Source organism: Clostridium autoethanogenum DSM 10061 (assembly GCF_001484725.1).
GTDB classification, from domain to species: domain Bacteria; phylum Bacillota; class Clostridia; order Clostridiales; family Clostridiaceae; genus Clostridium_B; species Clostridium_B ljungdahlii.
In genome coordinates this window covers 70,468-83,418 of sequence record NZ_CP012395.1, presented here as the reverse complement: position 1 = coordinate 83,418, position 12,951 = coordinate 70,468, and the positions used below count along the sequence as shown (strand labels likewise).

12 protein-coding genes and 1 riboswitch are annotated in these 12,951 nt (G+C 32.5%); of the genes, 5 read left to right on the top strand and 7 right to left on the bottom strand.

From position 1 onward, the window contains the following. Positions 1-130 precede the first annotated feature (130 nt). Positions 131-249: riboswitch (molybdenum cofactor riboswitch) on the bottom strand. Between the two features lie 69 nt (positions 250-318). Beyond that, a complete protein-coding gene (locus CLAU_RS00410) occupies positions 319-1,002 on the bottom strand; it encodes a HesA/MoeB/ThiF family protein (RefSeq protein ID WP_013238660.1) in 684 nt (227 codons plus the stop codon). 2 nt (positions 1,003-1,004) lie between these two features. Then, on the bottom strand, positions 1,005-1,229 hold the full coding sequence (locus tag CLAU_RS00405) for a MoaD/ThiS family protein (RefSeq protein WP_023161668.1): 225 nt from the start codon (positions 1,227-1,229) through the stop codon (positions 1,005-1,007). Positions 1,230-1,832: 603 nt separating this feature from the next. Between CLAU_RS00405 and fdhF the strand changes: the two genes are divergently transcribed. From fdhF to CLAU_RS00380, 5 genes are all read left to right on the top strand, one after another. Continuing rightward, positions 1,833-3,938: a formate dehydrogenase subunit alpha gene (gene fdhF / locus CLAU_RS00400; protein ID WP_081650143.1), complete on the top strand. Its 2,106-nt coding sequence runs from the start codon at positions 1,833-1,835 to the stop codon at positions 3,936-3,938. 13 nt (positions 3,939-3,951) lie between these two features. Then, positions 3,952-4,524, top strand: coding sequence for a 4Fe-4S dicluster domain-containing protein (locus CLAU_RS00395; protein WP_013238657.1), 573 nt, complete (start codon positions 3,952-3,954; stop codon positions 4,522-4,524). A 150-nt stretch (positions 4,525-4,674) separates the two neighbouring features. Next, complete coding sequence (locus tag CLAU_RS00390) at positions 4,675-4,860, top strand: hypothetical protein (protein ID WP_023161665.1); 186 nt, start codon at positions 4,675-4,677, stop codon at positions 4,858-4,860. A gap of 90 nt (positions 4,861-4,950) precedes the next feature. Further along, positions 4,951-5,508 carry a hypothetical protein gene (locus tag CLAU_RS00385; RefSeq protein ID WP_013238655.1) on the top strand — a complete coding sequence of 186 codons (558 nt, stop codon included), beginning with the start codon at positions 4,951-4,953 and terminating at the stop codon, positions 5,506-5,508. 201 nt (positions 5,509-5,709) lie between these two features. Then, on the top strand, positions 5,710-6,243 hold the full coding sequence (locus CLAU_RS00380) for a nitroreductase family protein (RefSeq protein WP_013238654.1): 534 nt from the start codon (positions 5,710-5,712) through the stop codon (positions 6,241-6,243). 436 nt (positions 6,244-6,679) lie between these two features. Here the strand turns inward: CLAU_RS00380 and CLAU_RS00375 are convergent, their stop codons facing one another. The 5 genes from CLAU_RS00375 to CLAU_RS00355 form a co-directional block, all read right to left on the bottom strand. Further along, a complete protein-coding gene (locus CLAU_RS00375; RefSeq protein ID WP_023161664.1) occupies positions 6,680-7,546 on the bottom strand; it encodes an SDR family oxidoreductase in 867 nt (288 codons plus the stop codon). 258 nt (positions 7,547-7,804) lie between these two features. Beyond that, a complete protein-coding gene (locus CLAU_RS00370; protein ID WP_013238652.1) occupies positions 7,805-8,689 on the bottom strand; it encodes an ADP-ribosylglycohydrolase family protein in 885 nt (294 codons plus the stop codon). Between the two features lie 10 nt (positions 8,690-8,699). Next, positions 8,700-10,706, bottom strand: a complete 2,007-nt coding sequence (locus CLAU_RS00365; RefSeq protein ID WP_013238651.1) for a methyl-accepting chemotaxis protein — start codon at positions 10,704-10,706, stop codon at positions 8,700-8,702. A gap of 225 nt (positions 10,707-10,931) precedes the next feature. Continuing rightward, complete coding sequence (locus CLAU_RS00360) at positions 10,932-11,591, bottom strand: GTP pyrophosphokinase (protein WP_013238650.1); 660 nt, start codon at positions 11,589-11,591, stop codon at positions 10,932-10,934. Positions 11,592-11,944: 353 nt separating this feature from the next. After that, on the bottom strand, positions 11,945-12,832 hold the full coding sequence (locus tag CLAU_RS00355) for a DUF2225 domain-containing protein (protein ID WP_013238649.1): 888 nt from the start codon (positions 12,830-12,832) through the stop codon (positions 11,945-11,947). Positions 12,833-12,951 lie beyond the last annotated feature (119 nt).

Here is a 12,951-nt window from a genome sequence, read left to right as displayed (position 1 = left end):
ATCAGTTCTCTCCTTCCTGCAATAACTGGACATCCTTCCTTTTACCTAGGTGTCATTAATTTTGTCAAGTTTTTGCCAATACAGATATATAAAAAATAGGCATATGCCAAAAGCACATACCTTACTCTATTGATATTTGCAATGACCTTCTTCTCAAACACGGAAAGCACATCATTTTCATGACATACTCATTGGTTTTATCTCCATAGGCTTAGCATTAGGATCAAAAACTTGAAGTCCTGTAATATTATACTTGCTTATATATTTTTTCTAAAGTATAACGCCTTCTAAGTGCTGAATCACCAAAAATCCTGTTTATCACAGCGGAATTATATCATACTCAGTTGAGAGAAGATCTATAAAGACCATTTTTTTTCTTAAAAGTTCTCCTCTCCCTAAAAGAATTTTTATTACTTCACTTACTTCAATTGAGGCTGCTAAAGCTGGCGTAAATGATGGATTACCCATTTCCTTTTCAATTCCTTTAGATGTTTGTTTATTTACATTATAAATCTTGTTTAAGGTATCATCTCCTGGAAATATAGTAGTAATTTGAGCATACCATCCTGCTATAGCTCCATGAACCATTGGTATATTAAGTTTTTTGCAGCTACGTTGAAGTAATAATCTCGCTGGTATGCTGTCAAGAGCATCTACTACCACATCATTATTATTTAAAATATTGCAAGTATTATCTTCTGTAAGCATTTTTTCTAGTGCTTTTACCTCTATTAATGGATTTACTTTTTCCATTCTAAGCTTTGCTTCCAGTGCTTTACTAAAACCTATAGTATCTGTACTTGAAAGTATTTGCCTATTTAAATTAGATTCTTCAAATACGTCTCCATCTACTGCAGTAATACTTCCTATTCCTATTCTTCCAAGCATCTCAATAACATAACCACCAATTCCTCCACAGCCTACAACACAAACTTTGAAGTTCTTTAAAGTATCATTTTCTTCTTTTGATAAGGTTTTCATATTTCTAACATAACGTTCCAAATTTAACCGCCTCCTACTGGTGGAAACAATGATAAGACATCATTGTCATTAAGTTCTGTATTTGCTTTACCGTCTCTACCATTTATAAGTAAAATAGCTACTTCTTCTTCCTTAATATTTATCTTTTTAAATATATCCGCAGGTGTTACAGGCTCGTCAAATTCTAAAAACAATTTTTTATCTCTATCTTTTCTAAAATAAGCAAATAATCTAACTTCTATTTTCAAATTCACACCTCCTTAAAAACAGAATTTATTTAATGTTTCTTCTGTAGGTATATCCTATTTACCCAATTATATATATTTAAAGTAAAGCATAAATTGTGCCAAACATATTTATAAAAAATACTTAATAATCAGAACATATATGATATACTGATTATTAAGTACTGATAGTAAATGTAGCAATACTAGCATTGTTATTTCATTATATTATTCTATATTAACAAAATGCCCAAATAAAGATCAATATATTATTTTATACTAATAAAATGCTCAAATAAAGATCAATATTACTTTATATCTTTGAAAAGTGTTCGAATATTATAAAAATGCAAGCTTTATGAAACCATTTTCACTTAGATTATTTTGTGATATAATATTCACACAGATAATTTCTACTAAATTTCGAAATAAATTTACTATATTAACCATTAAAAGTTTTTTCAATTGTTTAAATTATATTATTATATGGTAAGTTTAGGAATAAATTAAAAAATTTATAATTTAATTAAAAAGAAGTATACTAAGTTTTGGACATAATGTTAAACTGTGTAAAAGTGGAATTAAAAATACTAAGATACCTAACCTTAAAGAAAGGAGTGTAAGAATATGAAAAGTATACTAACTACTTGTCCTTATTGTGGAACAGGATGCACATTTTTCTTAAATGTAAGAGATGGAAAAATTGTTAGTGTAACCCCAGATGATAATGCAAATTCAGTAAACCAAGGGAAGCTCTGCTCAAAAGGCCGTTTTGGTTTTGACTTTGTACATCATAAAGATCGTTTAACTAGTCCTTTGATAAGAAAAGCAGGAAAGCTGGTTGAGGTTACATGGGAGGAAGCAATTGGCTTTATTGTTTCTAAAATCAAAAAAACTGTAAAAGAATATGGTTCTGACAGTGTTGCAGCTTTTAGTTCAGCACGATGTACTAATGAAGAAAACTATCTTATGCAAAAATTAATGCGCGCAGTGATTGGTACTAATAACGTCGATCATTGTGCCCGTTTGTGACATGCTCCTACAGTGTCTGGTCTAGGCACAGCATTTGGCAGTGGAGCAATGACAAACTCAATACATGAACTTGATGAAATGGGACCTGAAGATGCTATTTTTGCAATTGGTACAAATACCACAGAATGTCATCCTATAATTGGTATTAAAATGCTAAAAGCTAAAGAACGCGGTACTAAACTCGTAGTGGCTGATCCCCGCAAAACAGATGTGGCACTACATGCTGATGTTTGGCTGCGGCATAAACCAGGTACAGATGTAGCACTTCTAAATGGAATGTCATATGTCATATTGACAGAAGGACTAGCTGATAAAGCATTTATTGCTGAAAGAACTGAGAATTTTGAGGATTTCAAAGAAGTTGTAATGAAATTCACGCCAAAGTATACATCAAGTATAACTAAGGTTCCAGCAGACAAGATAATAGAAGCTGCAAGAATTATTGCTAAGGCTGATGCTGCTGCTTTGTATTATACTATGGGTATTACGCAGCATACTACTGGTGTTGATAATGTACTATCTACAGCAAATATTATGATGCTTACTGGTAATATTGGCAAGCCTAAAGGAGGAGTTAACCCTCTGCGTGGTCAGAATAACGTGCAAGGAGCATGTGATATGGGAGCTTTGCCTAATGTCTACACTGGTTACCAATCAGTAACTAATCCTGATGTGAAAGCTAAATTTGAAAAAGCATGGAATGCTCAGTTAAGCGATAAAGTTGGACTTAATATTCCGTCTATCTTGAATGCAATTGAAAAAGATGAGGTCAAAATGCTGTATGTATTTGGTGAAAATCCAATGCGAAGTGACCCTGATATAAATCATGTGGAACACTGCTTGAAACATTTGGATTTTTTGGTTGTTCAAGATATTTTCTTAACTGAAACAGCTGAAGTTGCTGATGTTGTTCTTCCGGGCGTATCCTATGCTGAAAAAGATGGAACTTTTAGTAGTACTGATCGTACAGTGCAGCGTATTCGTAAGGCTGTAGAGCCAATAGGTAATAGTCTTCCAGATTGGCAAATACTCAGGGATATCATGAATGCAATGGATTATCCAGCAGATTATAGTTCTCCTGAAGATATATTTGATGAAATGAGATCTTTAACACCAAGTTATGCTGGTATTAGTTATAAACGGTTGGAGGACGGTGGCATTCCATGGCCATGTCCAAATGAGAATCATCTTGGGACACCTATTTTGCATGTTGGTAAGTTTTCCCGTGGTTTGGGTAAGTTTTCCCCAATTGAGTATAGGGAACCTGCTGAGCTTCCTGATAAAGAATATCCATTAATGCTGACTACTGGACGTATCGTTACTCACTACCATACAGGGACTATGACGAGACGTTGTTGGGGACTAAATGGTGCGGATCCAGAAGGATTTTTGGAAATTAACCCTACAGATGCAAAAAATCTTAATATTGAAGATGGTGATGAAATTAGTGCATCAACACGACGTGGCTCATTAATTACAAAAGCACAAGTAACAACTAGGGTACCGGAGGGATTAACATTTATTACTTTCCATTTTACTGAGAGTCCAGCTAATATTTTGACTAATAGTGCCCCTGATCCTGTTACTGGAACACCTGAATTTAAAGTTTGCTCGGTAAAGATAAAAAAATTAGATTTTTCAGATTTTGGATGTCAAAAGCGCAAGATTTTCCGTAAAAAGAGTATGCGTAAAGACACTTAAGGAGGTAATTATATTGAATACCTTTGTTGTTGCAAATCCCAATAAGTGCATTGGATGTAAGTCTTGTGAAATTGCCTGTGCAGCTGCACATTTAGATGTTAGTGTAATTACTGCAGGATCTGCAGGTGTTCCTTTTTCACCTCGTATCAATCTAATACGGGCAGAAAAAGTTACCGTGCCGATACAATGTAGGCAGTGTGATGATTCACCTTGTGCAAATGTTTGCCCGGTAGGTGCAATTGTTCATCAAGAAAATAAAGTTGTTGTAAAAACAGAATTATGTATTGGGTGTAAAATATGTATGCTTGCTTGCCCATTTGGCGCCATGGATATGGCCCCACAATACAAAAATAGCCATAAGCAAACACAAATCTTAAATGTAATTACTAAAGAAGAAAGTGAAAATAAGGAAGTTATGGCAGCACATAAATGTGATTTGTGTGCAGGCAGGCCTGAAGGTCCAGCTTGTGTAGAAGTTTGTCCAGCTGATGCTTTCGTCATAGTTAGTCCAGAAGTTATAAATAATAGTATCAAAAATAAACGTCAATCCAATGCTTTAGAGTTATTAGAAAATAAAAGCATATAAAAATTAAATCAGTTTTGGAAAAACGTACCTAGATTTGGGTAAATCAAATCTAGGTACGTTATTGTATAAAGAATAGCATTGAGATTATACTATTAATATTTAAGTAGGTAGTAATCAAACGAATAAGCGCATTGAGAAAGGATGAATAAAATGGGCAAAAATATTACATTGGAAATTATAGAGAGCTACTGCAAAATACATAAGGATAAGAAATGTCTAGCATGTTCTGATGCTTATAAAATATCAGAAAAATTAAAAATAAATATTTCGGATATAGGAAAGTTATGTAATGAAAATTCTATAAAGATCATAGGTTGTCAGCTTGGATGCTTTTAAAGTATTTGAAAGAAAATAAGCTAGCATACTGACTAGTTACTTCTTTTAAAATGCCTAAAATATTAATTGATAAAGAGGTGATCAAAAATAGTGACTAATAAGTATACTATACCCAATATGATTTTAATCGGTTCAACTGCTAGAAACAGTGGAAAAACTACTCTTGCTATTTCAATAATAAATAAATATAAATTAACTAAACCAGTGATAGCACTAAAAGTAACAACTATTCAAGATAAAAACGGAAAATGCATACACGGAGGAGAAGGCTGTGGGGTATGTTCAAATTTAAAAGGAAATTTTGAGATAACAGAGGAATTAAATGCAGGTAATAATAAAGATACTTCCCTATTATTAGCTGCGGGAGCAGAAAAAGTTTACTGGTTAAAAACATTAAAAAATAATATTTCCGAAGGATTTAATACGTTTATTAGCCAAATACCTGAAAATGCTCTTATAGTATGTGAATCAAATAGCTTACGAAAAGTTGTTAAGCCAGGTGTTTTCGTTATGATGAAAAATACCAAAGACAGTCAAATGAGAAAGTCAGCAAGTGAGGTTATAAATCAAGCTGACATAATTATAGAAAATAATTTTAATGATAATTTTGAAAAAGTAATAAAAGAGATAGCTAATATAATTAAATGATACTATAATTTTAAATTTACTAAAGCTGTAAACAATGTTTAAGATAAAGGAGACTATAATAAAAAGTCTGTAAAATATAGCTTTCTATGATAAAATCAAAATATCATAGGAGGCTATTTTATAATGTAAATATATCTTGACAAACGTAAACTATATTATTATAAAGGACTTAAATGAACAAATTATGAAAGGGATGTATTTATGACTGATTATTTTGATTTAATCAAGCAACGTGAAAGCTGCAGAAACTATAAAGAAAAAGAAGTAGAAAAAGAAAAGTTAGTTGCCTGTATAGAAGCAGCTAGAATTGCACCCTCAGCTTGCAATGGTCAACCCTGGAGATTTATTATCGTAAATAATAAAGACCTGTCACCTAAGATTTCTAAATGTCTTCAAGATCTAGGAATGAATAAATTTACAAATAATTGTCCTTCATTTATTATTGTACTTCAAGAAAAAACAGATATTAAAGCTAGAATTGGTGGTAAAATTAAAGATCAAGATTATGCCCCCATAGATATAGGAATTGCAACTGCCCATATATGCCTTGCAGCTACGCAGCAAGGACTGTCTACCTGCATAATGGGCTGGTTTAATGAAAAGAAGCTTAAGGATTTACTACACATACCAAATTCTAAAAGAATTAGGCTTGTCATAAGTGTAGGATATTCTGCAGATACAACTCTCCGCAGTAAGGTACGTAAAAGCATAGATGAAATTGCTCAATTTATCTGATGGCTAACTACTAAGTGACTATCACCAAATCAAAGATTTGGGATATCTGCTTGCACACAGCGAAAGCGACTATCACCAAATCAAAGATTTGGGATATCTGCTTGCACACAGCGAAAGCGACTATCACCAAATCAAAGATTTGGGATATCTGCTTTTCTATCAAAGTGGAAGATATTAGAATTCTTAGTCTTCAGCGATTTAGAGTCCTTATGCTGTTCATAATAGTAGCTACGCACCTAAATAAGTTCTTCTAAGGTTCTTAAATCTAATTCTTCTCATTTAAATAGAGCTGAGATTTTGTTCTCAGCTCTGGGGGTTTACCTGGTTTTTGTTTGAGTTTTGGATTGGTGGAATTCCTACCCAAATAGCAATTTCGCCAAAGTTTAGTGGGAATAATCAATATTTGATGGGAATCGGTAAAGTTTAGCAGGTTAATTCAACCATTCACTACTTCTCCTCCATTTACATGAATCGTCTGACCTGTAATATAAGATGCATTTTGAGAAGCTAAAAATACATAAGCTCCTGCACATTCCACAGGCTGACCTGCTCTTGCCATTGGCATATCCTCACCAAACTGGGAAGTTTTTGTTTCATCAAAACAAGATGGTATAAGCGGTGTCCAGATTGGCCCTGGCGCAACTGCATTTACCCTTATTCCAGTCTTCCCTTTTGCAAGTGCAGTAGATAATGATCTAGTAAAAGCTACTATTGCACCTTTTGTCATAGAATAATCTATAAGTGTGGCACTTCCTTTAAAAGCCACTATAGAAGCTGTATTTATTATACATGCTCCTGATTTTAAATAATTCATTGCTGCCCTTGTCATATAGAAAGTCCCATATGCATTGGTTTTAAAAGTTCTGTCAAATTGTTCATCTGATAACTGCTTTATATCAGTACATTCATATTGGACAGCAGCATTATTAACTAGTATATCTATTTTCCCATATTCACTTATGGTTTTTTCTACAACGCTATTGCAAAAATTTACATCACTAATATCACCTGCTATAAGTGTGCACTTTGTTCCCTTGGTTTCCACAAGTCTTTTAGCTTCCTCAGCATCTTTTTGTTCATTTAAGTATACAATTACTACATCTGCACCTTGGTTCGCATAAGCTATAGAAACAGCTCTACCTATACCGCTGTCACCACCTGTAATTATGGCAGTTTTTCCTTTTAAAAGTTCTCCTTTTCTATTATACACAGCATCATCACATATAGGCATAGGATTCATTTCATACTGAAATCCCGGATGATGATTCTGATGCTGCTTTGGAAAAGATGTTGGAAAATTCATATTTACTCCTCCTTCGATTTACTATTTATTATTTATCCGATGGCTACCAGCCATAATACCCCCATCGCACTCTGTGAAAGCGACTATCACCAAATCAAAAATTTGGGATATCTGCTTTTCTTATAAAGTGGGGGATAACGGCTGCTACGCCCCTGGATAACGATTTCTAAGTTTCAGATGGAGAAAAAACTCCACCTGAAACCAAGAACTCTGTTTATATAAACTAGTATTTTCAATTGAGGAGAAAATATTTATATATTAATTATAGGTGCTATTTATTTTTTCTCCAATACTCATTAATTTATCCTTTACCTCTATCTTATTTTTCCATCTTTCAGGAATACTGTCATATCCATAATAGGTACCTGCAATTCCCCCTGCAACTGCAGCCACAGTATCAGCATCTCCACATAAATTTGCAGCCTCACATATTGTATCTTCTAAATTTGAATTGTTCATAAAACACCAGAGTGCACACCTTAAAGTGTCAACTACATATCCTGAAGGTATAAGTTCTTCTTTTTTCATATTCATTACATATTTATAGTCTTCACTGCTGCCAATTGCCTCTGTAATAGTGCCTTCCTTAGTTTCTTCATTTAAATATTTATAAATAACGGTATTATATAATACACAGGCATCTGCTGCTTTTTCATCATAATGTGTCATTTTAGATTGCAGCCTGCTTATATCTATCATTTTGCTGTAATCTCTGTAATATAATGCAACTGGTATACATCTCATAATGGTCCCATTTCCAGCCGTCCTGCCTTTGGATATATGATGTACATAAAATGAGGCCTCTTTCCAATTGCTAGTTTTAATGTACTTTTTTATAGCTAGCTCACAAGTCATCCCTATATCCTTAGGATCACTATTGTACCATTTTACAAACCTATTACCTATAGATTCAATAGGACATTCAGGATTTTCAAGTATTCCTCCTGCTACACATAAAGTCATCATGGTATCGTCTGTAACCTGACCAGGCTTCAACTTCCAATGGCCTCTGCCTATAATGTCTTTTAGATACCCATACGTTTTGCGTGCTTCTTCTTGAGATAAAAATTCCAAAGTTGCCCCTAATGCATCTCCACAGGCTACTCCAAATAATCCTCCCAAAAGTTTATTTAATCTTTCCATATTAGCACCTCTATACTTTAAATCTTGAAACTATGCCCACTAATGAGTCAGATTTTTCTTTTGCTTTTTCAGTTAATTCTACAACGTGTCCTGCCATTTTAGTTATGTAAGAGGTTTCCCCTGCAATATTTTGAGCCCCACTTGCCTGTTCATTTCCACTATCGGATATCTCTTGCATTAGTTTTGATACATTTTGAACTGATACAAGAAGTTCATGAGAAGTAGTGCTAAACTCTGTTACTATATTATTTACGTCTAAGAAATTCTTACTGGTTTCTTCATGAGATTCTACAATTTCATTGTAATCAGGCAAAATCTTTTTATCTATAAATTCCAATATTTCATAAGCACTAGATGATAAATTATCTACCACTTCTAAAATAGTTTTTGTAACCTGCTGTATTCTATTAACAGTATCTTTAGAATCATCAGAAAGAGTTCTTATTTCATTTGCTACAACTGCAAAACCCCTACCTGCTTCTCCTGCTCTAGCAGCTTCAATAGACGCATTTAGCGCTAATAGATTAGTATCTTCCATAATATCAAGAATTGCTGAGGACAATTCATTAATCTTAGAAACATCTTCTGATTTCTTAATGGCATCTTCCAAACTTTCTTTTGTATTTTTGTATATGCTCATTATACTCTCCCTGGATTTCATTGCTTTTTGTTTCATTTTCTGTGATGCACTGCTTGCATTTGAAACATTTTCTGAACCATATTGTGCCTTTTTCGATATAGATTCTGCATCCTTTTCAATTTCCCTTGATATTGCACTTATTTCCTCAGTAGATGCTGCAGTTTCCTCAGTAGTATCTGACAGCTGTTCTGTAGTTGCAGATATCTCCTCTATGCTTTTATTAAGATTCTCCATTTCCACATTAATTTGTTTCATATTTTCAGTTACATTAGAAGATTCTTCTATTATATTCCTAATTATATTTCCCTGACTTTCCTGCATATTCTTTACTGCAACCGCAAGCACACCTGATTCATCTTTCATTTTTAACAACTTTTCAGGTATCGGCATTGTAAAATCACCAGACGCCACTATTTTTAAATGCTTTGTAATTACATTTATAGGTTTTGATATAAGTGAAGTAATGAAAAATGCTATTAATACACCTATTAATACAAAAATAATAGTTGTAATTGCCTGAAAGATTTCATTTTTTGTGAGGCTTTCCATAACTTCAGATTTGGGTACAGATATTCCCAAGGACCAGTTGGTACCTTTTACAGGTGCGTATCCTATATATTTTTTTGTTCCATCCCTGTAAGTATACCCATCTGCGCCACTCTTTCCCTCCATCATATAGGTTTCAAATTTCATTAGTTCCTGCAAACTTGGATCCTTTTTACTTTTTTCAATTACATTTTCCATTTTACGTACAAGGGATATATCTTTATTTGCTACTGTATGTCCAGTTTTACTTATCATAAAAGTTGTTCCAGTTTTACCATACTTGATATTATTAGTTAATTTACTCAATTCACTTCCATCACGTGTGGCAATTAAAACTCCCTTAACTTTACTACCATCTTTAATAGGAACAGCATAAGACATAACAAGCCTATTATCCGCTTTTCCTAAAATTGGATCTGAAACTGAACTTTTTCCTTGAAGTGCTTCTTTATAATTCTCTCTATCGTATAAATTTGCTTTTACTCCATCTGTAAATGTAACATTACCATTAACATCTCCTATACCCATACTTATATGTCCACTTCTTTGTACCTCATCTTTTAAAATATTTAATTTTTGATCTGTAGATAATACATCACTTTTTATATAATAGTTTCCTGCCAGCCCTTCCATTACATCTAATTGTCCTTCAATTTTAGTTTGAACAAATTTTGCAGATTGCTGAGCCATTTGAAGCAAGGATTCAGTAGCATTTGAAGCTAACGTATCATAAGATTCTATAAAAGATACTGTACCAAGTCCTATGCACATAATTAGAATCAATATTCCAAAGGATATAGCCATTTTTGTCTTAATACTCTTAAAGTACAAATTAATTCCTCCCATTCCTAGTAAAGTAATTTTGCTTAAATTGTATATTAATTAATAGCTATTGTTACTTACATTGTACTACAATTTAATAATTTTTCAACAATATATTTAAAATGGGTAGGAATTCACCTTTATAAAATTCACATTTAAGCACTAAATAATATAGTGTTAATCAACATAAGATGGAGTTTAAAGCCCCACCTTATGTCAAGATTCTATTTAAAATTAATTTAATCTCTCCAATTCCTGTTGTATATTCTGCATCTTAATATCTGTTTTTGATATAACATCTGCGCATTCCTTTAAATCGCTCTTTATATGTACTGGAGCCTTCCCTGCTGTTTTATAATATAATTTATGTTCCAAGCTTGCCCAAAAATCCATAGCAATAGTCCTTATTTGTACTTCTATTCTCACTGGTTCTACATGGTTTGAAAAAAATATAGGAATTTCCAGAACCATATGAAAACTCCTATATCCATTTGGTTTTGGATTTTTAATATAATCTTTTTCTTTAATCAAAGTTATATCATCCTGTCTTTTGAGCATATCTGCGATTTCATATATATCGCTTACAAATGAACAAATAACCCTTATACCTGCTATATCATTCAAATTTTTCTTTGCCGATTCAAGCGTTAGTTCTAAACCCTTTCGCTTAAGTTTTCCTATTATACTTCTAGGTTCCTTAACTCTAGATTTAATATATTCTATGGGATTTCTTTTCCTCTTTACTTTAAATTCTTTATCTAATATTTCAAGTTTAGTTCTAACTTCTTTTATAGCAGAACTATAACTCATCATAAAAGATTGAAATTTTTCTATTCCCTCATCAATATCCACTGATACGTCCAAAGGTAGTTCAATAATTTCTTTGGATTCCATTATAAATATTTCCCCTTTCAAAAACTCACTTTAAGTTCAATTCATTCACATAATACTACAGTTTATGAAATCATAAAAGTATTTTAGTTATTTTTCACTTTATGTTAATATTTATCCGATGACTACCTGCTCTAATCCCCCCTTCTTCAAGGGGAGTAAAGAGCAGCTACGTCCCTAGATAACGATTTCTCCTAAAGGATAACGCCTTCTAAGTGCTGAAGCACTAAGAATCCTGTTAATAATCATCAGGTGGAGTCAAAACTCCATCTGATACCAAGAACTCTGTTTATATATCTAATAGGTGGACCAATTTACAAATTTGTGAGTAAAACGGATGGTTTATTACCATCCGTTTAACTGAAAAATCTTGAAAAAAATCCTTTTTTAGGTTTTTGATTTTCTTTTGAAATAATCTCATCGTTATTTAATTCATCAACACCTTTTTCCAATTGTTCAGCTTCTTTTATTAAATCTCTTTGCTCCCTACTTCGATCCTTAAGCTTTGAAGGAACTCCATGTGTTGTTATTATCTGGCTAAACCATTTTAAACTTTCATCATTATTTCCCAATCTTCTATTCAATTCACCTATAATGTACATAGAAGTGAACTTATCCATGTTATATAAGGGAAACGCTTCATTAAAATAAGCATAGTTAAACCCTTCTAAAGCCTGTCTTAAAAATACAGCTTCATTTTCAGAGTCCTTCAATATTCGATACATCCAGGCTAGTTTTAAGCAATTCATTGCCTTCTTACTAGCTTTTGCATCTATCACATAATAATTTAATAAAGAAAGTTTAAACCTTTCTATAGCTACATTCACATCATATACCTCCGGGTAAGATCTAGGCTGCCACTTTGGTCTGATTTTTTCTTTTACTAGATCAATTTCAGAATCTCTAATTTTATTAAAGTCCCTTTTCATTGCGGCATATCCACATTTATCGCAAACCCATACATCATAAAAATAAGGATTTATAACATCAAATATAATAAATGAATCAGAATCTCTTTTTAAAATTCTTGCAGCTGAAGTTTTAACTGCTCTAGCTTTAAAATCATTATCACAAACCGGACATGTAATTTCACAATCATATAATAATTTTTTTTGTTTTTCTTCATCCGTTAATTGAAGTAATTCCTCTTTTTCTATTTCTTCTTTTTTGCTATGGTACAAATCTATTTCATCTATATCATCAAACCCTAAATCTTCTAAACCAGAAAATATATTTTTTGGCACTAGAACATCACCTTCATCATCTAAAAAATTTTATATAAGTATTATATCAAAAAAAGCAATTAAATTAAATTATATCAACCTGTGCCATAAAGATTAATGTCAAATTTCCTTGTAAGTAA

Excerpts from the sequence above, each read along its gene's own strand:
- CLAU_RS00370 (WP_013238652.1), bottom strand. The coding sequence starts at position 8,689 with ATGGAAAGATTAAATAAACTTTTGGGAGGATTATTTGGAGTAGCCTGT.
- CLAU_RS00375 (WP_023161664.1), bottom strand. The coding sequence starts at position 7,546 with ATGAATTTTCCAACATCTTTTCCAAAGCAGCATCAGAATCATCATCCG.
- CLAU_RS00360 (WP_013238650.1), bottom strand. The coding sequence starts at position 11,591 with ATGGAATCCAAAGAAATTATTGAACTACCTTTGGACGTATCAGTGGAT.
- CLAU_RS00390 (WP_023161665.1), top strand. The coding sequence starts at position 4,675 with ATGGGCAAAAATATTACATTGGAAATTATAGAGAGCTACTGCAAAATA.
- CLAU_RS00380 (WP_013238654.1), top strand. The coding sequence starts at position 5,710 with ATGACTGATTATTTTGATTTAATCAAGCAACGTGAAAGCTGCAGAAAC.